Annotated in this window: 26 protein-coding genes and 1 pseudogene; 7 read left to right on the top strand and 20 right to left on the bottom strand. The window is 45.1% G+C overall.

Annotation, left to right across the window (positions count from 1 at the left end):
- Window positions 1-487 (top strand): selenide, water dikinase SelD (gene selD, locus ABIB39_RS14125; protein WP_354430806.1); only part of this gene is annotated, 487 nt, incomplete at its 5' end.
- Between the two features lie 111 nt (window positions 488-598).
- Complete coding sequence (locus tag ABIB39_RS14120; protein WP_354430805.1) at window positions 599-1075, top strand: rhodanese-like domain-containing protein; 477 nt, start codon at window positions 599-601, stop codon at window positions 1073-1075.
- A gap of 6 nt (window positions 1076-1081) precedes the next feature.
- Here the strand turns inward: ABIB39_RS14120 and ABIB39_RS14115 are convergent, their stop codons facing one another.
- The 18 genes and pseudogenes from ABIB39_RS14115 to ABIB39_RS14030 form a co-directional block, all read right to left on the bottom strand.
- The gene (locus tag ABIB39_RS14115; protein WP_354430804.1) at window positions 1082-1276 is read right to left on the bottom strand and encodes a hypothetical protein; all 195 of its coding nucleotides are present in this window, start codon (window positions 1274-1276) and stop codon (window positions 1082-1084) included.
- A 67-nt stretch (window positions 1277-1343) separates the two neighbouring features.
- On the bottom strand, window positions 1344-2105 hold the full coding sequence (locus ABIB39_RS14110) for a patatin-like phospholipase family protein (protein WP_354430803.1): 762 nt from the start codon (window positions 2103-2105) through the stop codon (window positions 1344-1346).
- A gap of 7 nt (window positions 2106-2112) precedes the next feature.
- Window positions 2113-2565, bottom strand: coding sequence for a pyridoxamine 5'-phosphate oxidase family protein (locus tag ABIB39_RS14105; RefSeq protein ID WP_354430802.1), 453 nt, complete (start codon window positions 2563-2565; stop codon window positions 2113-2115).
- Between the two features lie 80 nt (window positions 2566-2645).
- On the bottom strand, window positions 2646-3065 hold the full coding sequence (locus ABIB39_RS14100; protein WP_354430801.1) for a hypothetical protein: 420 nt from the start codon (window positions 3063-3065) through the stop codon (window positions 2646-2648).
- 212 nt (window positions 3066-3277) lie between these two features.
- Complete coding sequence (locus ABIB39_RS14095; RefSeq protein ID WP_354430800.1) at window positions 3278-4660, bottom strand: NAD-dependent succinate-semialdehyde dehydrogenase; 1383 nt, start codon at window positions 4658-4660, stop codon at window positions 3278-3280.
- 93 nt (window positions 4661-4753) lie between these two features.
- Window positions 4754-5131: a histidine kinase dimerization/phospho-acceptor domain-containing protein gene (locus ABIB39_RS14090; protein WP_354430799.1), complete on the bottom strand. Its 378-nt coding sequence runs from the start codon at window positions 5129-5131 to the stop codon at window positions 4754-4756.
- Window positions 5132-5133: 2 nt separating this feature from the next.
- The gene (locus tag ABIB39_RS14085; RefSeq protein ID WP_354430798.1) at window positions 5134-6132 is read right to left on the bottom strand and encodes an MlaD family protein; all 999 of its coding nucleotides are present in this window, start codon (window positions 6130-6132) and stop codon (window positions 5134-5136) included.
- Between the two features lie 3 nt (window positions 6133-6135).
- Window positions 6136-6816 carry an ABC transporter ATP-binding protein gene (locus ABIB39_RS14080; protein WP_354430797.1) on the bottom strand — a complete coding sequence of 227 codons (681 nt, stop codon included), beginning with the start codon at window positions 6814-6816 and terminating at the stop codon, window positions 6136-6138.
- Between the two features lie 86 nt (window positions 6817-6902).
- Complete coding sequence (locus ABIB39_RS14075) at window positions 6903-7673, bottom strand: MlaE family ABC transporter permease (protein ID WP_354430796.1); 771 nt, start codon at window positions 7671-7673, stop codon at window positions 6903-6905.
- A 40-nt stretch (window positions 7674-7713) separates the two neighbouring features.
- The gene (locus ABIB39_RS14070; protein ID WP_354430795.1) at window positions 7714-7977 is read right to left on the bottom strand and encodes a hypothetical protein; all 264 of its coding nucleotides are present in this window, start codon (window positions 7975-7977) and stop codon (window positions 7714-7716) included.
- 64 nt (window positions 7978-8041) lie between these two features.
- The gene (locus ABIB39_RS14065) at window positions 8042-8701 is read right to left on the bottom strand and encodes a BON domain-containing protein (protein WP_354430794.1); all 660 of its coding nucleotides are present in this window, start codon (window positions 8699-8701) and stop codon (window positions 8042-8044) included.
- Window positions 8702-8861: 160 nt separating this feature from the next.
- Window positions 8862-9266 carry a hypothetical protein gene (locus ABIB39_RS14060; protein ID WP_354430793.1) on the bottom strand — a complete coding sequence of 135 codons (405 nt, stop codon included), beginning with the start codon at window positions 9264-9266 and terminating at the stop codon, window positions 8862-8864.
- Between the two features lie 4 nt (window positions 9267-9270).
- Entirely contained in the window at window positions 9271-9930 is a 660-nt protein-coding gene (locus ABIB39_RS14055) for a BON domain-containing protein (RefSeq protein WP_354430792.1), read from the bottom strand.
- 198 nt (window positions 9931-10128) lie between these two features.
- Window positions 10129-11781 carry a L,D-transpeptidase family protein gene (locus ABIB39_RS14050; protein WP_354430791.1) on the bottom strand — a complete coding sequence of 551 codons (1653 nt, stop codon included), beginning with the start codon at window positions 11779-11781 and terminating at the stop codon, window positions 10129-10131.
- Between the two features lie 6 nt (window positions 11782-11787).
- The gene (locus ABIB39_RS14045; protein WP_354430790.1) at window positions 11788-13380 is read right to left on the bottom strand and encodes an oleate hydratase; all 1593 of its coding nucleotides are present in this window, start codon (window positions 13378-13380) and stop codon (window positions 11788-11790) included.
- A 110-nt stretch (window positions 13381-13490) separates the two neighbouring features.
- A pseudogene (locus ABIB39_RS14040) lies at window positions 13491-14299 on the bottom strand (DUF6544 family protein).
- Between the two features lie 116 nt (window positions 14300-14415).
- Window positions 14416-16800, bottom strand: a complete 2385-nt coding sequence (locus ABIB39_RS14035; protein WP_354430789.1) for a phosphoketolase family protein — start codon at window positions 16798-16800, stop codon at window positions 14416-14418.
- Window positions 16801-16803: 3 nt separating this feature from the next.
- Window positions 16804-17994 (bottom strand): acetate/propionate family kinase, encoded by a 1191-nt coding sequence (locus ABIB39_RS14030; RefSeq protein ID WP_354430788.1) that lies wholly within the window; start codon window positions 17992-17994, stop codon window positions 16804-16806.
- Between the two features lie 224 nt (window positions 17995-18218).
- Here ABIB39_RS14030 and ABIB39_RS14025 point away from each other — a divergent pair, with 224 nt between their 5' ends.
- From ABIB39_RS14025 to ABIB39_RS14010, 4 genes are all read left to right on the top strand, one after another.
- Window positions 18219-19409 (top strand): PAS domain-containing sensor histidine kinase, encoded by a 1191-nt coding sequence (locus ABIB39_RS14025; RefSeq protein ID WP_354430787.1) that lies wholly within the window; start codon window positions 18219-18221, stop codon window positions 19407-19409.
- On the top strand, window positions 19402-20454 hold the full coding sequence (locus ABIB39_RS14020) for a response regulator (RefSeq protein WP_354430786.1): 1053 nt from the start codon (window positions 19402-19404) through the stop codon (window positions 20452-20454). Before ABIB39_RS14025 ends, ABIB39_RS14020 begins: the two co-directional genes overlap by 8 nt.
- A gap of 82 nt (window positions 20455-20536) precedes the next feature.
- On the top strand, window positions 20537-20860 hold the full coding sequence (locus ABIB39_RS14015; RefSeq protein ID WP_354430785.1) for a Rossmann-fold NAD(P)-binding domain-containing protein: 324 nt from the start codon (window positions 20537-20539) through the stop codon (window positions 20858-20860).
- Between the two features lie 32 nt (window positions 20861-20892).
- A complete protein-coding gene (locus ABIB39_RS14010; protein ID WP_354430784.1) occupies window positions 20893-21186 on the top strand; it encodes a hypothetical protein in 294 nt (97 codons plus the stop codon).
- A gap of 122 nt (window positions 21187-21308) precedes the next feature.
- On the opposite strand, the gene ABIB39_RS14005 is transcribed toward ABIB39_RS14010, so the two are convergent.
- Window positions 21309-21476: a hypothetical protein gene (locus ABIB39_RS14005; RefSeq protein WP_354430783.1), complete on the bottom strand. Its 168-nt coding sequence runs from the start codon at window positions 21474-21476 to the stop codon at window positions 21309-21311.
- A gap of 182 nt (window positions 21477-21658) precedes the next feature.
- Window positions 21659-22513 carry a universal stress protein gene (locus ABIB39_RS14000; RefSeq protein ID WP_354430782.1) on the bottom strand — a complete coding sequence of 285 codons (855 nt, stop codon included), beginning with the start codon at window positions 22511-22513 and terminating at the stop codon, window positions 21659-21661.
- Between the two features lie 126 nt (window positions 22514-22639).
- On the opposite strand from ABIB39_RS14000, the gene ABIB39_RS13995 reads away from it, so the two are divergent.
- Complete coding sequence (locus tag ABIB39_RS13995) at window positions 22640-22858, top strand: hypothetical protein (protein WP_354430781.1); 219 nt, start codon at window positions 22640-22642, stop codon at window positions 22856-22858.
- Window positions 22859-22870: the final 12 nt, after the last annotated feature.

Here is a 22870-nt window from a genome sequence, read left to right as displayed (position 1 = left end):
AACCGCTCAAAAGCGAGGGGTATTACTGCCAGAAGATGCAGCTATCGCATTAAAGAGCATGACCACCTTAAATAAGCTTGGCGAAGTATTTGGCCAGATGGACAATGTAAAGGCCATGACCGATGTAACCGGCTTTGGCTTATTAGGCCACCTCACAGAAATGTGCGAAGGCAGCGGTTTAGCGGCAATTATTGAGTTTGATAAAGTACCGGTTATTCCATTGTTAGCGGGTTACCTGGAACAAAAGTGTTTTCCGGGCGGTACACAGCGTAACTGGAACAGTTACGGTAGCAAGATTAGCCCGTTGACCGAAGAACAGAAACATATATTAGCCGATCCGCAAACAAGCGGCGGCCTGCTGGTAGCTGTTGCAGAAGAAGGAACTGCAAGATTTGAAGCAGAGCTACAAGACCTTGGCCACATTTTAGTGCCTATTGGTTGGTTAAAACAACCAGATAGTGGTGGTGCTTTGATATCAGTAATCTAATTACTTTTATTTAGAAGGGCGTTCCTGCTTTTCAATATAAACCCATTTGCTTTTTGATTATCTTTTATGAATACATTTGATCTTGTAATAAAGCACCATAATTCCACCTCAATGAAAATTAAAACAATCCTAACAATTTGCTGCCTGTTAATAGCCGGCTTATGGTCTTCAACAGCCAAAGCGCAGACATCCCCGGTAGCTGTACCTTCCGTACTTAATAACTATCCCTGGACAAACAGTGAATTGATGGAGCCTGCTATACTTGCTGCAAGCATTAAAGGAAACCCGGGTAAATTACCGCTAATACTAAACATTGGTGCGGTTGAAGACATTAAAGGAGCTAAACATATTGGTGCAGCCGGTAAAATAGAAAACCTGAAAGCGCTAAAAAGCATAGTAACTGTGCTACCTAAAAACACCGCTATCGTAATTTATTGCGGCTGTTGCCCTTTCCCAAAATGTCCGAACATCAGGCCGGGTTTCCAGGAATTGAAGAAAATGGGCTTTACAAACGTAAAGCTGTTAAATCTTCCGGTAAACCTGCAAACCAATTGGATCGCTAAAGGATATCCGTTGGCAGGAAGCTGATTCCAATCATAGTTGCATTACGCCAAATGCATCACCGCATACAACCGCTGTAGATGTAGCGATCCAGCACCACACCTTGAAACAAAGGCTAAAACCTACTGCTGTTAACACAATTCTCGACAAACCGCCACCGATCAGGAACGGGGTCAAGGTTAAACCAACTTTAGCTACCGAGATAAAGAGCGGGCTCACTATTTTCATATGGGATGTCGGATAATTGTATCGGGGTGGCGCAAAGATATCCAGGACGGGTTTCTGCAAGCTGGCCTCAATTAATAAGTAACAAAAGATCTTCTTTTTGAGCCATAGTGGCCTGATACCCGATCTCGAAGATCTCATCTGCATATTTCATTTCAACCATATTGTATGGCGTAAGCAGCGGCGCTATCAATATATCGCATAGCCTTGCCTGGGAAGCACAATTCTCAGCGTTTGCCAAATGAAAACATCGTTCCAGCACCTGAAGCCGTGACAATTTGATCCCTTCACTGTTGACCAGTTTATTGACTTGTGACCCGATGATCTTATCGCATTTGCCAGTCAGGCAATCTACCGGAAAATCATTGAGTACGCCGCCATCTACCAGCAAAAAATGCTTATGGGGAATCGGATCAAATACTGCCGGGACTGCTGATGAACCGACGATAACCTCATTCAAAACGCCTTCAGAAAAAGTTATGCTGCTGCAATTGTTCAGATCGGTAGCCGTTACAAATAATGGGATCTTTAGCAGCGCAAAATCATTTTGTGGTAAGGCTTCCATCAGCACGTCCTTTAAAACTTCAGGTGAAAAAAGACCTCCGGCAGTAAGGACTACAGCCATGATACTCATGGGCGAATGATCCTTTGCCATGCTTAATATTTGCATGGGTGTATAACCGGCTGCATATAAAGCCCCGATAACCGCGCCCGAGCTAACGCCTGAGATCACTGTTGGTTTAATACCCAATTCCTCCAGCGCCTTTAACAGACCAAGATGGGCTATTCCCTTTACGCCGCCACCCGAAAGCACTAATCCGATCTTCGCCATTTATAGACTATCTGTCTTCAAAACGGCCGGTTTTTTTATGGACAACAATCTTATATATGATCAACTCGATGGTTGTACCGATATCGCTTTCCTCATCCGCAAAACCATGTTCACGGGTAATAGAATCGTCGATGATGTAAGGCGTGATCCTATTAGTCAATTGTTGCAGTACTTTTTGCTTTTCGGCCATGTCCGTGATCTCTTCAAATCTTCCCCAGGCAATGGCCGTCTGCCAATTCGTTACATCCTTAATGTTTTCTACCTCGAAACAAATTTCGGGGTTTTCCCGCATCATGTCGATCTTCATCCCCTTAGCGGAATGACAATAAATGTTCGCCCCGTCATAAACATAATTTACCGGAACAATATAGACCACTCCCTCTGATTGACACCCGATCCTTCCGGTCAGTTCATTTTTCAATAAGGCTTCTATTTGTGTATCGTTGAGTTCTCTTAACATTGTTTTGATTTAAATTCTTTAAATAAATTAAGACGATTTCTTGTGATCAATCATCGCTTGTTTTAGCTCTCCTGATATTTTTAAGACAGCAAGAATTTATTTTCACGCATTACACCTTCCGCCAATTTGAAGAGTTCCTTTTTTACATCATAATATTCCGTGGTCAGCATGCTGATCAGGTCGGATAAGGTATTGTTCTCGATCGCTAAATAGGAGATGTCTTCAGTAGCTTCGTTTTCAGCAATCAGGCTTAAACGATCCAGTTGCATACTGCACTGCATATGGGCATCTTTCATGTCTAATTGCAGTTTCAAGAGCTTATTGCTAACATCTTTTAATTTGGCAACGTCAATTGGCTCAAATAAGCGGATAAAATAATCCTGCTGTAAATGTTCCAGGAAATCAGTTTCAATTTGAAAGAATTCAAGATCAGATACCCAGCGTTTGGTGCTAATGTAGTATTGCTCTGCGCGGTTGGACATTTCAGTTACGTTTTCCATTTGATTTAATTTGGGATACCGCATTGACGGTACTTGGTGTATTGATGGTGTAAATTTCAGGAAACGCCGTGTAAGTGCCGATGATGCGAATCAGGGTAAAAAGTGTTTCGCAACACATACTCATTTAATTGGCTTAGCTGATTATTGCAAAAAAAAGATCGGAGGCTACAGCAGTAGTCTCCGATCTGAAAATATTTAACTTCTGTCCGGTTCTAAAAAGGGTCTGCATATTCACTGAACCTGATCAGTTTTTTATTAACAAATTCTTCTACCCCAAGGGCAGATAGCTCACGGCCGTAACCGGAACGTTTAGTGCCCCCGAAAGGAAGATCAGGCTGTGTCCAGGTAGGGTGATTGATGAAAACCATACCGGTATCGATCATGGCCGCGACATTTTTGCCTCTTTCTTTATCAGCGGTAAATACTGTACCACCCAAGCCAAATGGCGAGTCATTAGCCAGCCTGATGGCATGTGCTTCATCTTTAACGCAATAAAATGACGCCACCGGTCCGAACAACTCTTCATGATAAGCAGCCATGCCTGGTTCAATATCCGTTAATATCGTAACTTCCATGAAAGCACCCGGACGGTTTATGCGTTTGCCACCAAGGATTACCTTAGCTCCGGCATCTACTGAGCGTTTAACCTGATCTGCAAGTTGCACAGCCGCAGCTTCGCTGCTTAAAGGGCCAAGCTGTGTTTCACTATCCATTGGGTCACCAACTTTCAACCCTGTTAGTTGTGCCTTGAACTTGGTCAAGAACTCATCTGCGACCGCCTCCACTACGATGAACCTTTTTGCGGCAACACAGCACTGGCCGGTGTTATTCATGCGGCCTATTACCGCCCAGGTCACCGCCTGGTCAATATCGGCGTCTTCCAAAACGATGAATGCATCACTACCGCCTAATTCCAAAACAGATTTTTTCAATGCTTTTCCTGCTGCTGCGGCCAAGCTCGCACCCGCAAGTTCACTGCCCGTCAGGGAAACCCCTTTGATGCGTTCATCGGCGATATATTGGGAAACATTGGCGCCGGAAATAAATAGGTTTGTGTATAGTCCTTTTGGAGCCCCTGCCTCTAAAAATATATTTTCAATGGCTTGCGCACATTGTGGTACATTAGAGGCGTGTTTAACCAGAACCACGTTGCCGGCCATAATATTTGGTGCTGCGAAACGGGCGACTTGGTAGAAGGGAAAATTCCACGGCTCTACACCAAGGAGTACGCCTATCGGGATTTTCTGAATGTATGCCTCACCAAACTCAGGCTTCAAATGCTCGTCAGCCAAAAATTGTTCTCCATTGGTGGCGTAATAGTCGATGATATCCGCGCTTAAAGCGATCTCGCCCTGGCTTTGCGCGTATAATTTACCCATCTCTAAAGTAATTAGCTTTGAAAGCTGATCTGATCTGTCACGCATCATCTGCGCAACACGGTGTAATACTTCCGCTCTTTGAGAAAAGGAGCTGATTCTCCAGCTCTTGAAAGTATCTTCTGCCTGGGTTATGGTGGCATCGACGGTCTCCGGCTTCATTTCTTCAAATGTTTTAACAACTTTGTTGTTAAAGGGATTAATGGTTGCTATAGGCATAATTAGTTTTTATATAAAAGGACCGCTGGTATTAGGGTCACGAAGTCTTTCTGCAAAACTGCTGATAATAGGCCGTTGGACCGATGTCACCGGTCACCCGGTAAACTGATCTTCGTCAACTTTTTGATCTTGTTCAGTGAGAAGGTAATTATTCAGGATCACGACGAAATTGCTCACCGCGTCTTTTATTTTGCCTAAGTGACCGAATATCTTTTCCTCGTTCATGTACTTGTAGTAATGCTCGATCAGCGAGGCGGAAAGCTGAATATTAGTTAACGGGGAACGCAAATCATGAGATACTTTGGCCAGGAAAACGGTTTTCGATTGGTTGATATCAATCTGCTTTTGCAGCAGCGCGTGTAGTTGCGCGTTTTCCAATTCCAGCTGATCGATCCGTTTAATTGAAAGGTCCTGTTTTATTTTCATAGAAATGCGCGGTACCATGATGGATAGGTTAAGTTTTTCTTTCACAATCATTTGCCGGTGCTGGCCAGGCTGTCTTTTTTTTGTTGCTTAGCCAGGTTTTTGAAGTAGCCTTTAAAAAAGAAATTATGTTTTAAAGCCTCCATGTTTTGATTGAAGCCATCAGTGCCTTTTTGCACGTTATCAAGGCTCAAACTGATCTTTTTGGTCATTGTAGAATCTCTAAGCAGGCCATGCAATGGTCCTTTCCCATTAGAAAGGTCATGATTGACGTTTTGGACAATCTCCTGTAGTTGCCTCGTCATTTGGTTGGCATGTTCAGTCGACGAGCGGATATTGCTTATCGCAGTTTTGAGATCACCCGCCACTGCCGGATCTGAAATTAATACGCCAGCTGCGCCCTTGCCCTGTTTGATCTGTACGATCATATCGTTTAATCCCCGCGTCATGTTGTCCGCGTTGACGCTCGCTTGATTGATGCTTTTTAAGGAGGAGCGCAAGCTGGTCCCTATCCGCTGATCGTTCAACAATTTAACCAGTGCGCTGCTGTCGATCCCCAGTACTGCGTTTTTCAAGCTTTCGGATATGGTGGCAATATTGTTATTAGTCTTGGACAACGTCAGCAGCATTTCATCGGTATTGATCATTTTTTGTGCCGCCAGGATATCGCCGGTCTCTACCATCGGGCTGGTGCCTCGTTTCGCCTGTATGTTAACTACTTTATTCCCCATTAAGCCTTCTGTACCTATAGCTGCTAATGCATTTTTGTGGATGAAAGCACTTGTTTTATTGTCAATCGCTAAGGTCACTTCGATCAGCGTGTCGTTGATCATCGTAATTTTTTTGACGGTCCCTGCCTGGATACCTGAGAACAGTACATTGTTCCCTTCCATCAACCCGTTAAGGTTATTAAAGCGGGCCTTCAATTCAAAGCCGCTGCCGAAGATATTCCTGTTCTTGCCGATCATATAAAAGGATGCCATGAGCACCAGCAAGCCTGCCAGTACAAACACACCCAGTTTAATATTATTTTCACCTTTATTTGCCATGGTCTATGATTCAAAAAATTGTTTAATCTTCTTGTCTCCTGAACTTTCAAGTGACTGGTAAGTGCCATCCGCGTAGCATATGCCGTCCAATAACAGCACCACCCGGTCGGATATATTTTTTACGCAATTCATATCATGTGAAATAATGATTGAAGACGTAAGATATTTTCTTTGTAAGGTTAATATCAGCTGATCGATCTCCCGCGCCGTAACCGGGTCAAGCCCTGTCGTCGGTTCATCGTACAAAATGATCTCGGGCTTGAGGATCATTGTGCGGGCCAGCGCGATCCTTTTCAGCATCCCACCGGATAATTCCTCAGGCATCATTTCTGTAGTGTGAGCCAGGCCCACGTTTTCCAAAGCCTCCTTTACCATTGAGTTGACCTTGGATTGGGTAAGGTCCGTCCAATGTCGGCGTAGGGGGAACTCCAGGTTTTCGCGGACGGTCATAGAATCATACAAGGCATTACCCTGAAACAGAAACCCCATTTTTGTACGGACTTTATCCAGTTCATCGTCACTTAATTTGGTGACATCATCACCAAATACATCGATGCTTCCTTTATCGGCCTTTAACAGCCCGATAATGCATTTAATTAGGACAGATTTACCGGAACCTGATTTGCCCAGGATCACTACGTTCTCTTCCTTATTGATAACGAGGTTAAAATCCTTCAGGACCACATTTGGTCCGAAACGCTTGAAAACATGTGAGATCGTAATAACCGGAATTTTCGGTTCGTCGTTTTGAACGGGCGCTTTCATTATTTTTAATTTAAGCCTAATAAGTTGGTGAACTGTACCGCTAAAAGGTCGATGACAAAAATGAGTACAGAAGCCAATACAACCGCTGAATTCGCCGAACTGCCTACACCTCTTGTTCCCTTGGTAGAGTTAAAGCCTTTATAACAGCCGATTATACCCACTGCAAATCCGAAGAAGATTGTTTTGATTACTGCCGGGAGCACGTCACTGTAGCCGATGCTCTGAAAGACTTGATTGAAAAAGAATTTGATGCTCGTTACTGAATTAATATTTACGCCGATGTAGGCACCTAACAGAGAGATGGCATCGCCTAATATGGTGAGTATTGGCAGCATAAAGGTAGTAGCGATGACACGCGTAGCCACCAAATATTTAGTCGGATTAGTCCCGCTTACTTCCATGGCGTCGATCTGCTCGGTCACTTTCATGGAGCCGAGTTCAGCACCAATGCTGCTGCCGATCTTGCCCGCAAAAATAAGCGCGGTGATCACCGGCCCTATTTCGCGTACAATGGCGATGCCCACCATCACCGGTAACTGGGATTCTACACCGTAGCCGACCAGCGAAGGCCTTAACTGCATGGTCAATACCAAGCCCATGATAAACCCGGTCAGGCCCACCAGCGGTAAGGACTTATAGCCGATGATATAGCATTGCGCAATCAATTCCTTTAGCTCATACTTGGGTTTCATCCCATGTGAAAAGAAGCGCCCGGTGAATTTGGTAATGTTTCCGGTCTCGTCAAAGAATTCCCGCGTATTTGTCAGTAAAGGCATATTCTATATTTATTTAGGTAATTGGCGTCCGGTATTATGCCTATAAAAGCGCGATCTCGCGGTAACTTTGGGCCAGCAGGAAATCGATCTCTGCCTTGATCAGCACAGAAAGCTTATCTGTGTGGTCAGGTAACAGGTCAGCTACCTTAGCTAATGAGGCTACTTTTTGATAGTAGCTTTTATTTTCCCACGTTTCCAATCTTTTTTCAGCCTGCGCTAATTCCGTTTCAATTAATACTGCCGATATCTCCTGGCAGCGTTTTGTCTCGAATACATTATGGTATAGTGGTGTTTGAAGCAACATGCCTGATATTGATTAAAAGATGAGTGATGATTATTAAAGCTGGAGGCCCGCCTCCAGCCAGGATTTAGTTTTCGTAATAGTCGATATTCAACTCGTTATCCACTATGCAAACACCGGGAGCGTTCCAGGCAATACGGTCCGCTTCATCTTTTTGATAAAGTGAATGTACCGAGCCTGTTAAAGTAACCCGGCTGCCGTTTACTTTTACTTCAATACCTTGGTCACTAACAGACCAGTTACGCGCAAGCGCTTCTTCAATCTCTTTCGTTTCGATCTCGTCATGGCTTTCGGCCTGGATCTTGATATCATTAGTTACGCCGATCACACCCATCAGCGGTTTGACCGCGTTTTTAGCTGCGTCTCTTTGGAAGTTCCAATGCAAGGCACCTTCCAGTTTTACCCATCCGTTTTCAACAACTACCTTGACCTTGCCATCTGGTATCCAGTTAGCTTTTAAAGCGTCGATTACTTCTTTGGCAATTTCTGTATCGCTTTTTCTGAAATCGCTCGGGAATTTGATGGTAATGTCTTCTGCTACCGCTTTTACGCCGGCAACACTTTTGGCAGCATTTTCAGCTTCCTTTTTTTTAAGGTAATTGTCAACAGTTCCGGTTAGCGTGATCACACCGTCTTTGGCAGTTACGCCAATTTCAGCGGCGTTCAATAACGGTTCCCATTTGATCGCGTTTTCAACGTCTTGTTGCAATTCTTCATTTGTTCTCATTTTCGATGTTCTCAGGAGCTTTAACTTATTTGGCTTCCTGATACATCAAAGGTGCAGACAATCACCTACCGGGGTAATGACGTTCGTCACCTGGGAATATGTTTAAAAACAGTTACCTTTTAAATGCATAGCCGATCCGGGCACATTCGCATGCATAACTTCAATCACGGGCAGCGGATTTTAATTTTTCCACTTCTTCATTAAGGCATTTGATCTCTGCTTTTTCTTTTGCGATATCCTGACGGATCAGCCCAAAGAGGCTCATGTAAGCATTAGCTACATAAACTAAAGCAAAGCCCGCGATCAGATAACCACGCCAGTCGGTCATTAATAAATGGTAGCCGGTTAAAAAGAGAAAGATGATGGTTACGTAATGACTGAAGCAGTATTCACAGGTAAACAGATAAAAAAACTTCCGTACCACTAAGGTTTTACCTTCCTTACTTCGTCGAACGCAATACTCCCGTGGTTCACGAAAAACCTCTTCATGCGTAACCGTCCAGGCCACGCAGGCGATGGGTATGGCCAGTAATAACAGCCAGATAATTTGGAGGTAGATTGTCATATTTTTATTCGTCGAAGTCTATTGCGATCTCATTATCCACGGCCTGCACACCGGGAGCGTTCCAAGCCATCCGTTCCGCTTCATCGCGTTGACTGTAGGATCTGACCACACCCGTCAACCGTACGTTGTTGCCAAGTACACTTACGTGGATATTAGCTTCGTCTATTGAAGCGCTGCGTTTGAATGCGCCTTCAATTGCGGCTTTCTCTAATTCGTCATCCGCTTCCGGTTGTATTGAAATATCATTAGAAAGAACTTTAACTCCGGGCAAATGCCTGATCGCTATTTGCGCAGCTTGTTTTTGATAATTCCACGGGAGTTCCCCTGTTAAGGTTACCCATCCGTTCTCCACTTGAACTTTAACCAGTTCATCAGGAACCTCCAAGTCCGTTTTTAAAGCATTTAAAACTTCCTGCGCTATCTCATCGTCAGTTATTTCGTGTTCATCCCTGTACGTAACATCTAATTTTTCTACAACCGCCTTTACACCAATTACATTTTTGGCCGCGTCTTCTGCCTTGGTCTTTTTCAAATGGGTGTCAACGGTACCTGTTAAGGTGATTATACCGCCTTCGGCATTTACGCCAATTTTCGCCGCATGCAGGATTGGTTCCCAATGAATTGCGTCCTGAACGTCTTTTGTAAGTTCGTCGTTTGATTTCATTTTCGGTTTGTTTATTTAATTTTATTAATGAGGGTGCTGTTTTATAATACTTATTTCAGTACATTACTCCAACATCAGTACAAACTGTGTGCCGTGCTGGCACCTTTACGTGCACCTTCAAATGTGCAGGCCTGTCCGATCCCGGAATTGCCGCCGGTAATAAATACGACCTTGTTTTCTAATTTCTCATGTGATGTTTTAATAGGCTCCGTTACCTGACAGGATCATCGCCGCCAGGCGCGCGTCGAGTTGATAGATATCTTTTCTAAAATTCAAACGGTTATCCCTGTCAGTAAATGCGGTGAAATAAGCAATGAAAACAGGAACTTTTTGTGTAAGGTTGATGTAGCGCTCTTTACCGCCGTGCATCGCTGCTTTGATTTTTTCTGCATCCCAATCCCCGTTGCTCTTCAGCAAGAAATCTGCCAGTTTAGCCGGCTCGCTCACCCGGATACAGCCGTGACTGAATCCCCGGCTCGTTTCACCAAATAGCGATTTAGAGGGTGTGTCATGCAGGTAAATATTATAGCTGTTAGGGAAAAGGAATTTGACCAATCCCAGCGAGTTTTCCGGTCCTGGCTTTTGCCTGATCACCGGCAGGCCGTTTTGGGTCCCGGTAATCTCCATTCGGTGTTCGGCAATATATCGCGTATTTTTCCGGATACCCGGCAGCACTTCGTTCCGGGTGATGCCACGTGGTAAATTCCAGTAGGGGCTGAAGACCACCTGTTTAACCTCACCGTAAAACACAGTGGTTGGGTGCACGGTTTGGCCCACTACCACTTTGCAACTCCACAGCAGGCTATCCGCATGGTAAACATGCAACTGATACTCCGGGATATTGACAGCAAGGTAATCGCTATTCAATTTTACCGGCAACCAGCGGCTGCGCTCCATATTGACAAGGATCTGTTTGATTCGGGAGGCTAACGGAACATTTAATCCGGCAAGTGTGGCTTTATCCGGCAGGCCGCTAACCAACAAGCCGTGCCGCTCCTGAAATACCTTAAGCGCAGTTAAAAGTTCCTCGGTATACACGGCACTCAAAGTGTCGCCATAGTAATCTTCCAGTTTAAATAAGCGGGCTTTTAATAGCCTGATGACGTCGGATGAATCACCGTTTTTCAGGTTGTTCTTTGTTAATATAATTGGCAGCCATTGATCCTTTTGGTCTAATGCCCGGTACTTTCTTAAAAACCCCCGTAATAAATCATATTGACGATAGACCGGTTCGGTAGTCGAACGGTTATCTGCCGGTTCTTTCAGCAGGCTGTCCAGGTATTGCGGATAGGCAATTTTCTTTCTCGGCATAAACCAGCCCGAAGATTTGCTCGTTGCCGTATTCATGCCGCGCCAGGCCAGTTTCGCAAACACAAAGTATTGAGTGGTCAGCATTAATTCAGTTGAAACATCTTGCTGAATGTCTTTTCCTTTGCCTCCCTGGTCATGTAACAAAGAGTCCAGTGCCTGCTGGTAAGGCACTGCTTTGTAAATACCGTCATTCTCCAAGTTCATGACCCGGTTGGCCAGATTACTGGCTTGTTCAATCAATTGCCCGTCATCAAACCAGGCATAGGCATATTTCCTTTGCCGGTAAAAGGTACGGAGTTCTGGCTCATAAGTTTTTACAGCGGGGTAACGCTTAAAGAACGAAGCTATCCGGGTACTGTCAAATACTGTTTTAGATTGCCCGCTAAAATTGCCCGGGATTGTTTTATCCCAGTCATGTTTCAGACTGTCGGTTTTTGGTGTTTTTTTTACCTCCTGGCTGCAGCCGCTGTAGGAGGTGCTGCAAATCAGCGCTACGGTCAGCCAAGTTAGCCTGTTCAATTGGGATCTTAAGTGTGCCATTTTGATTTATTTGAACATGGTTTCAGCAGCATGGAACAGTATGCCTGGATGATGGTCGCCATGATACATCGCGGTAGGTTCTTTATCCAGCTTTAACAATTCATAAACGGCTATTTGCGCTGTGCGGACAGAATATTCAACCGTAAATACGACATCATCCGGCACTTCGGCGAACTGCCCGATAAAGGCAAGGTTTTTGGAAACTTTGGGCACAACTTGTGGCCGGTCGCCTTCCGCGCGGGTCAGGAACTGGCTGGTGATATAAGGCAGCATGCAGGGAATACAGTTAGCATTTTCCAAGACTTGATCCAGCAAATGGTCAAAGTGAAGGTGATAGATCAGCTCCGTTAGGATCTCCTCACCCGTACAATCGGCCATACGCTTTTTAACAAAATTGCCTTCCTGATCCGGGAACAAGCCGTATCCCCAAAAAACGGTCACATCATCCGGCTGGCCTATGAAATGAGGCTGATAAGCCAGAACAATGGACATCAGCCAGTTAGAATCTTTGAAAGTCACCAGGCCGCCCGTGCCTGCAGCATTTCCCGAAAATTCTTCCATCAATTCAAAGAACAAATGGCCACTACTGGTCACCGTAAAAGATTCCCATTTGGATTCATCCACCCGGTTATCAAATACAAAGGGCCTGCCGAATTCCGGACTGTGTTTGGCAATAGCCTCCCATAACAACCAGCTGCCGTCGCGTTTATCGGTGATGAGTTCCGGTGCTTTATGCATCGCACCCAAAGACGAATCTGCGGTCATGGAACCGATGGTCACCACCAGCAGGTCATCTATATTTAACTCCAATTCCTGCGGCTGCTCATTTTTCAGCATGTGCATCCGGGCCGCCATCTTTTGTTCGCCGATGGCTTTAAAATCGATATTCGTTACTTTAACGCCCATTTCAAAATGAACGCCCTGCGATTTCAGCCATTTAATCAGCGGCATGGCCAGGGAATCGAATTGATTGTATGGAGTGCGGTCAACACCTTCCAGCGTATTGATGCGCTCGAATTCGTGTAAAAAGCGGTGCAGGTAGCGTTTAAATTCTACCGCGCTGTGCCAAGGCTGAAAAGCGAACATGGTGTCCCACATGAACCAGAAATTGGTTTTAAAAAATTCAGGCGCAAACCATTCATTAACCCGTTTGGTACCCAGGTGGCTTTCGCTTACCGCCATCATTTCGATCAGGTCGAGCCGGTCGCGGGCACTGAAACCCATGGAAGAGACATCTAAGATCTTACCATCTTCTACCACGCGGGCCTGAGAGTGCGTCTTTATTTTCTCGTTAAAAGCTTTGATCTCATCCAGCACGGTAACAGCCGGGTCGATTTGCGAGGGAATAAAAGAAAATAGGTCGTAAGTACACAGGTAGCTGAAATTAAGCATCCGCCCGCCGCGCATCACGTAACCTTTTTCCGCCGAGCCGGCACTGTCCAGGCTCCCGCCGGCGACAGGCAATTCGTCGTATATCGTTATACTATCGCCGGGAATATGGCCGTCCCTGATAAAGTAAGCGGCACTGGCCAGGGAGGCTATACCGGCGCCGACTAAATAGATGTGACGATGCGGAATAGTTGGAATTGAGTTTTTCATAGCATTGCTTTTCGTTGGTTAGCAAACCTAAGCCGGGAAGGCTGCTGAATAAATGATGCCCGTCAGTAAAATGCGTGCGGTTACTTATATTAAGACCTGTTATGTGGTACTTAAAACTTTTCCGGCAGGTTATAATCGATGCGCAGAACATTAAATTTAGCATAGCTGAAATCGCCGTTAGCCAGCCGCCATATCGCTTCAATTTTGGTGGGAACCATAATGTTATTGATCTTTTGATAAGCCCCCAGCTTCCCGATCCAGGTTTCCAGCTTTTCATTGCCCATATAACGGCTGGTTTGGAACTGGGTGATTTCGTCATTGCTGAAACTTACGATATAAGATAAGCACATACCTCTGTACGTAAAGATCAATTTGGCTGTATTCTTATTCATGGCTAACCACTGCAGACTTTCGCTGGGCAGTAGATTTGTCGGGAACCAGACACTTTCGGCCAGCCAGCGTAACAATTCACCCTGGTTAAATTTTTTACCTTTTCCGTTCACGATATTGTAAAGGGAAAAGAGGGAAACTACCAGCCTGCCCTTATCTGATATATACATATCACGTGCAGTAAACAGCGTCGTTGTTCCTTTCCAGATAAACCCGGGTTTTTCACCGTAAAATATTGTTCCCCTACAATGTCAACCCACTTGTTATTCAGGCCTGTTTTGAACTGTCCGTTATGTTTGAGCCTGACGTAGTTGATATAAGGTTCACCTTCTTTCAGCACATGCCGGAAATAAGCTTGTACTGGTTCGGGCAGGCCGACCAATTGCGCGTAACTGAAAGCCTGATCGGACAGGCTATCCCGTAAGGCAAATAATTCGACCACTTCCTGCTCAAATTCATTAGCAGCACGTATCCGTTTAATTAAGATGGATAGCAGGCAAAAGCCTGCTATTCCCAGCACATACCACATGATGTTAAATTGCTTTTGTAAGCCCCAAAGGTGAACTACTACTTTTTGTAAGCAATGATAGTTAACATTATAACAAGTGATGCTTGTTATAATGTTCTGGTTAGCGCGCGTTTACGCTATCGCTTCCATTTCCAGTCCAGTATTTCGGGCATATCCTTACCATGCATCCGGATATAATCTTTGTGTTCGGTGAGCTTATCCTGCAGGTGTTGTTTCAGATATACGCCTTTACTGCCGGTTTGCGGTAAACGGTCGATCGCATCCATTACCAAATGGAACCTGTCCATTTGGTTGAGCACCGTCATATCAAAAGAAGTGGTGATCGTTCCTTCCTCATTGTAACCCCTCACGTGCATATTTACATTGTTAGCCCTGTTATAAGTTAGGCGGTGCACCAGGTAAGGGTATCCGTGGAAAGCAAAAATGACCGGCTTATCAGTAGTAAACAGTTCGTTATATTCCTTATCGGGCAGGCCGTGGGTATGTTCCGAACTTTTTTGCAATTTAAAAAGATCGACCACGTTAATCACCCGAATCTTCAGTTCTGGCAAATGTTCGTGAAGAATGGTAACTGCGGCAAGCGTTTCTAAGGTCGGCACATCGCCACAGCAGGCCATCACTACATCCGGTTCACAGTCCTGGTCATTGCTGGCAAAGTTCCATATACTAATACCCCGGGTGCAATGCTCTACGGCTTCGGTCATCGTAAGCCATTGCGGCGCGGCATGTTTGGCCGCGACGATCACGTTGACATAATGATAACTGCGCAGGCAATGATCCATCACCGAAAGCAGGCAGTTAGCGTCGGGCGGTAAATAAACCCTGACGATTGCAGCTTTTTTATTGACCACATGATCGATAAATCCGGGGTCCTGGTGAGTGAAGCCATTGTGATCCTGACGCCAAACGGTGGAGGTCAGCAGGATATTCAGCGAAGCGATCTTTCTGCGCCAGGGGAGCTCCAGGCTTGTTTTTAACCATTTGGCATGCTGGTTGAACATGGAATCGACAATATGGATAAAGGCTTCATAGCAGTTGAACAGGCCGTGCCTGCCGGTCAGCAGGTAACCTTCCAGCCAACCTTCGCACTGGTGCTCGCTAAGCATTTCCATCACGCTGCCGTCGGGTGCTAAAAACTCATCATGAATAGCAACCGCGGCATTCCACTGACGGTCTGTGGCCTTAAAGACAGCGTCCAGCCGGTTGGATACGGTTTCGTCCGGCCCGAAGATGCGGAAATTCCTTTTTTCAAGGTTGGCTTGGATCACATCGCGCAGGAACCTGCCGCAAATATAAGTATCACCCTCACCTTCAGTTCCCGGTGTGGCTACGGTAACGGCGTAATCCCTGAAATCCGGCAGGCGCAGGTCGCGCAGTAATTGCCCGCCATTGGCATTAGGGTTAGCGCCCATACGTCGGTCTCCTTTAGGAGCGAGTTCGGCCAGTCCCGGTCGCAATTTTCCGTGTGTGTCAAAAAGTTCTTCTGGCTTATAGCTTTTCAGCCAGTTTTCTAATAATTGTAAATGTTCCGGGGGCGCGGATGCGGAGACTGAAAGCGGAATCTGATGCGAACGGAAGTTTCCTTCGATCTGGAAACCATCCACTACTTTTGGCCCGGTCCAGCCTTTTGGTGAACGCAAGATGATCATCGGCCAGCGGGCTCGTGTGGCGTTGCGATGTTCGGCTTCATATTTTACCTGTTTGATCCTTTCAACGGCATAGTCGAGTGCCTTCGCCATAGCCTTATGCATGGTTTCCGGGTCGTCACCTTCCACAAATATGGGGTTCCAGCCATAACCGCTAAATAGTTGACAAAGTTCTTCGTGAGGTATCCTCGCCAGCAGGGTAGGATTGGATATTTTATAACCGTTGAGATGTAAAATTGGCAACACTGTTCCATCGGTTAGCGGGTTCAGAAATTTATTGGAATGCCAGGCCGTAGCCAGTGGGCCTGTTTCGGCTTCGCCATCGCCCACAACGCAGGCAACGATCAGATCTGGGTTATCCATTACTGCACCGAAAGAATGGCTAAGGGAGTAACCCAGTTCACCGCCTTCATGAATGGAGCCGGGTGTCTGCGGTGAGGCATGACTGGAAATACCGCCCGGGTGTGAAAATTGAGTAAACAACTTTTTCAGTCCGTCCTCATCCTGTGAAATACGAGGATAAATTTCCGTGTAGGTGCCCTCTAAATAAGTCCCTGCAACTACCGCAGGCCCACCGTGCCCCGGCCCCGAAACATACAGCATATTCAGATCATATTTATTTATGATCCTGTTCAGGTGGGTATAAATAAAATTCTGGCCGGGGGTGGTTCCCCAATGGCCTAACAACATGTTTTTGATGTGTTCCAGCTTTAAGGGTTCTTTCAGCAGCGGGTTATCGCGTAAATAAAGTTGTCCTACCGAAAGGTAGTTGGCGGCACGCCAGTAGGCGTCTATTTTTTGTAAAAATTCTGGCGACAGAGCCTCGGCTTCTATGTTGATCAATTCGGTTTCCATATTTTAGTTTTTAATAACGTGATCTAAGACTTTTCGCACGGCTTGTGCGATCATCAGTTCTTCGTGAGTTGGTATAGCGCGAACCGATACCCGGCTCGTCTTTAATGAAATAATTTCCTCGTTTTTAAGATTAGCCTGTTGGTTCAGTTCAATACCCAGGAAATTCATGTCCCGGCAGATACGCTCCCTGATGAGCGGCGAGTTTGCACCGATGCCACCCGTAAAAACGAGCAAGTCCAGGCCGCCCAGCGCCGCTGCTAATGCGCCGATTTGCTTTTTTGCCTGGTAGCAAAATACTTGTATCGCTAACGCTGCTTTGTGGTCTGTCGCTTCTTTAGCTAATAGTTCTTCCATATTACCGGTACCGGCGATTGCGGTCATGCCGGACTTTTTACTCAGCAGTTCGTCGAGTTCATCTACATTGAGCCGATATTGTTTTAGCAGGAACAGGATGACGCCGGGATCCAGATCGCCGGAACGCGTGCTCATAACCAGCCCACCGATCGGGCTGACGCCCATCGTGGTGTCCAGGCATTTTCCGTTTTGTATTGCTGCCATGCTGGCTCCATTGCCCAGGTGGGCGATAATGATTTTTTTGTTAATGGTGTCGGAATCTTCTTTTAGTAGTTTTTGCAGGATATAAGCGTAGGACAAACCATGGAAGCCGTATTTAATCAACCCTTTGCTTCGGTAAATTTCAGGCAGGGGATAATGTTTTATAAAGGACGGCATATCTTTATGGAAAGCAGTGTCAAAAGATGCCGCTTGAGGGATTTTAGGAAATGCTGAAACAAAGGCCTTAATAGTGCCCAGTTCATCGGGCAGGTGATTGGGTGCCAGGTAAATAAATTCTTCAAGCCGCATTAAAAGATTGTCCGTGATAAGTTCCGGTTCGCGGTGATCCGGCCCACCCTGCACCAGCCGGTGCCCTATGGCTATTATGCCATACGACTGGCCTTTAAACCACCGGATGACTGCGCCGGCCGCATCTTTCATATTATTGTAAGTGCCCTGCTGATTAAATATTCCCTGCCCCTGATTATTGCTTATCTTGAATTGGCAGGAATTTCCGCCTATACCACTGATACCACCTGATATTCCGATCTCGAAACCAGTGGATTCGAACAGGCTGAATTTCAGGCTGGACGATCCGCAATTAATTACCAAAATATATAGGTCTGATCGGTTTGTCATCAAAACAAACCTACAACGAGGGGGGGCTTTTTTAAGTGACAACCGCCTTTGGGAAAAGTGACAGTGGTCATTAATTCAGTGTCAGCTGTAACAAAAATGCTTTCAATTGCTTATAATGATGAGCGTCATTAATTTCCCTGCGATTTGTCAACCAACTCTCTCCTGGAATTAGGTGATATTTGTTTCGGCGATCATATACTCATATACTCAGGTCCTCACCAATTATGGAAAACACCACGCTATTAATTGCCATTATTCAAAATGCAATCGATGGTATCATTACCATCGATGACAAAGGCACAATTGAGCTGATAAATCCGGCTGCCTGTACACTATTTGATTACGATCCGGACGAAGTGATCGGAGAAAATATTAAAATGCTGATGCCAGATCCCGACAAGGACCAGCATGACAATTTTCTTTATCGCTACCTGGCCACCGGGAGAGCAAACATCATGGGCGTTGGCCGGGAAGTATTGGGGCTCCGTAAGGATGGCACGATCTTTCCTTTTCGTTTAGGTTTGAGCGAAGTGCAGTTTTCAGGGCGCAGGATCTTTACCGGTTTTATCCATGACCTCAGCAAGGAAAAAGCAGCGGAGCAAAAGCTGAAAGATTATTCGGCACACCTGGAGGAACTGGTAGAGGAGCGTACGCTGACTTTAAAAAAGACCGTTCAGGCTCTACAGGTCGCCCAGGATGATCTTAATGTTTTACTTGACAAGGAAAAAGAACTGAGCCTGTTAAAAAGCCGGTTTGTATCCATGGCCTCTCATGAGTTCCGGACGCCGCTCACCTCCGTCAAACTATCCGCCTCCCTTATCGAAAAATACGCCGAACCGCTTAAAAGCGAACATATTTCCAAGCATGTCGGAAAAATAAAAAATGCCGTTGGCAACCTGACCATCATATTAAATGATTTCCTTTCCCTCGAAAAATTGGAAGCCGGTAAAGAAGAAGTAAGTTATACCGATTTTGACCTTGTAAAATTTGCCGAGGAGATTACCGAAGAGATGCAGGTAATGGCCAAAAAGAACCAAAATATTATTTACCTGCACGAGGGAACAAACAGTATGGTCCGTTTGGACCAGAACCTGCTTAAGAATTGTGTTAATAACCTGATCACCAATGCTATCAAATACTCCGGCGAGAACACCTTTATCGATTTCAATACCGAGATCAATGAAACACATTGTATCATTACCGTAAAAGATAACGGGATAGGTATTCCTGAAGCGGATCAGAAACATTTGTTTGAGGCCTTTTTTAGGGCACACAATACCGGCACCATTCCCGGTACCGGGTTGGGCCTGAACATTGTGACCCGTTATGCGGGCCTTATGAATGGCTCTGTAGATTTTAAAAGTGTAGTTAACCAGGGAACATTATTTACCATTTCATTTCCAAATCATGAGTAAGACTGTATTAATTATTGAAGACAATGATGACATTCGGGAGAATGTGGTCGAAATTCTGGAACTGGCTGGTTTCAACGTTCACCAGGCACCTAACGGTAAAACCGGGGTGGACGTGGCGGTAAAGCACTGCCCCGACTTGATCCTTTGTGATATTATGATGCCGGAATTGGATGGCTACGGCGTATTGTATATGCTCAATAAAAATCCCGAAACAGAAAATATTCCCTTTATCTTCTTAACGGCCCGGGCAGAACGGCTTGACCTGCGCAAAGGAATGGAGATGGGCGCTGACGATTACCTGACCAAACCCTTTGACGACCTGGAGTTGTTGAACGCTATTGACGTTAGGCTTAAAAAACAGGCGGCACAGGAAAAATTTTACAGCAAGTCTCTTGACCGGCTGAATAAACTGATCAGCAAGAATGATGGCCTTTCTGAACTTAAAAAGATCGTCCGGGAGCGCCGCACCAGGGAATTCAAAAAGAACCAGGTCATTTATTATGAAGGCGATAAAGGGAACGGCCTTTACCTGCTTATAAGCGGAAAGGTTAAAAGTATTAAACTGGCTAAAGACGGTCGTGAGCTGATGACCGGTATATATGGTGCGGATGAATATTTAGGTATCAACGCAGTGCTGCTGAACGAAGAACACTCTGATACGGCAACAGCGATGGAAGACTGCTTGTTGTGCATGATTCCCAAAGATTTACTGGAACAATTGTTAAGTGAATATCCAGATGTCGCCAGGGAGTTTATTAAAATATTGGCGCATGATGTCCGTGAAAAAGAGGAGCAGTTGCTGCAAATGGCTTATCATTCGGTACGAAAGAAAATGGCAGAAGCGATGGTGCGCCTGCAGGAGCAACAGCCGGAATCGGGATTGGGATTTAAAATTTCCCGGGAAGACCTGGCCGCGTTAACCGGTATGGCCAGCGAGTCCGTTAGCCGTACTTTGTCCGATTTTAAAGATGAAGGCCTGATCGATAAAAAGGGAAGTATGATAACGATACTGCATTTGGAAGGCCTTGCCAAAATGAAAAATTGACCAGCGTCACATTTATATAAGATCATGCGCATGGTTTATCTGCTTTTCGAAACCTAATTTTGTATAGATAAATACTATATATATGAAAGCGGTAGCTTATAGCGTCCTGGCTTTTGAGAAAGAATATTTCGCCAAAGCCAATAAAAAAAAGCATGATATTACACTTATTGCTAACCCGCTGGGTATGGACACGGTTCATTACGCGGAAGGAAAGGAAGCCGTGATAGTGCCTGAAGATTTTATAGTACCCGATGAGATAACGCATAAGTTATGCAGGATGGGCCTCAAGTATATTATCACCCGGCCATCCAGTGATAACCTTGCCAATTTGGAAGATATTGCCGAACAAATGATCAAAGGCCTTGATATGGCAAACGATGATAACCGGCTAATACCCGTTTCCTGAATATTACAGCACACTTACTAATATAAACCAACATGAAAACAATTAACAATGTACAGCCCATAAGCGCTGAGAAATTATTCGATAGGTTAAAGAAAGAATTTCCGGATTATATCAATTCGAAATTAAATTCCAGCCTGGCTATAGATTTCGCGCACGTCTATGATGTGATCAATGTGTTGTTCCCGGAAGTGATTGAAGGCGTCGCTTTAACAATTACGGTGACCGATGACGAGATCACTGTTTCAAATAACGCGGTAGACCATGTTTATAATACCGCATTGCTGGAAGAACAGCTGGTTGATTTTGTAACAGAAAAAAGCAGCTAAATGTGTTTATTTATTGTTTAGTAATGCAGCTTCCCCAAAAGTTGCCCCTTTATCTATAAATATCTCTGATCCCAAAGCCCGTTGCGGCCTAAGCCGCGGAGTTAGATTGGTTCCGTTTTGCTCTAAATAAGTCCGTGGTTTACACTTGCAGGCGGAGTGAACTTCTGATAATGGGTTTGTGTGTAAAACCGCTCAACCGATTGCGGGTAGTTCAAAAGGGATGATCGGCCAGTTGGGCCTTCAGGGTCGCTGATATTGGCGTATTTTGTTGGCGCCGGCCGCTTTTGCATTGCCTGTTAAGGCTAATATCAGGAAGATAATACCAATGATCACACTTACCTGAGCGAATATCTTGCAGCAGGGAATCAGTTGAAGTGGCTTTTGCATAATGTTTTTTTTGTATGCAAATATCCCTTATGCCCTTCGCTTAAAGCGTGATAGCTACCACCCCGGATAATGACACTGGACACGGTCAGGCTGAGATGACCAGCAGCGGGATGGCTATACGGCTGACCATTCGTTGTGTATGACTGCCATTAAACAGCGAATCGAAAAAGCCGTGGTGGCGGTGCAGCATCGCAAGCATATCTACCTGGCCGTGTTCACAAAGCCATTTTAAGCCCTTCTCGGTGTTATCACTGGTCACGGTTCGATAATGGATATTAGCATAATCGGCTTTATTGGGAAGCTCAGCCAGAAAAATGTCCATTTGTTTTTCAAATGCGAATGATGGTTTTTTATCGTGTTGTATATGCGTAATCAGGATTTCTGCATTTAATGATTTAGCCAATGGTATCAACTTGTAAAGTTCTTTCAGGTCTTCTTCAGCACTTTCCAGATCTATCGCGAAAGCGATTTTTTTTACCGGTTTAAATTTCGCAGCCGGTGGTACCAGTAGCAATGACTTTAAAGAATTGTTTATCATTTTACTGCAATGATTGCCCATCAAAAAAGTGCTCAGGCTATCATTGCCATGGGTACCCATAATAACCAGGCTAATATGCTGGGTGTTCATGATCCGGCTAACCACATCGGTGACAATTCCGGCCTCCTCAACAAAAGTAATAGCCGGACGGAATTCATCAGAATGATCATGTTGCTGCATGCTCGCCTTTAATTTTTTTAATCCTTCTTCACCATCGCTGAGCAGCAGGTCTGTTTCTTCCATCGGCCATACAACAAGCCCTGCCTGCGGGGTTTCCGACGGGATGATGACCGCGTTGCAGAGTACCACATCCGCCTTTAATTGTTTGGCAATTTTATAAGCGTATTCAGCGGCATGTGTGGCATTGGCTGAAAAGTCTGTGGGAACAAGGATTTTTTTCATATAGTAAAGCTCATCATTTTAATACATTCTGCTAATGACCAGCGTCAGGCTATTTAATGTGCCCCATCATATTTTAGCAGGGGGGTATCATTCATATTTGTATCTATCCTGAAAAATAAACGACGCATGAAATGTTTAAAATTCAATTTTAGTCACCCCTTTAAAGGCCGGGCCAGTCTCATCCAGTTGAATACCGTTGAACCGAACAATCAAATGATCCTGATCGATAACGACGGTTTACTCGAGATACCTATCGGCACCTGTCAGGCAGGTAAATGGAAGCTCATCTTGGACTGGCAATATGATAACAGCAGTTTTTGTTTTCAGCAGAACTTTGAAGTATAACAATGTTGGGCC

This window comes from Mucilaginibacter sp. UYP27, from assembly GCF_040547175.1.
GTDB lineage: Bacteria > Bacteroidota > Bacteroidia > Sphingobacteriales > Sphingobacteriaceae > Mucilaginibacter.
The sequence above is the reverse complement of the archived record's forward strand: the minus strand, read 5'-3'. Positions and strand labels throughout refer to the sequence as shown.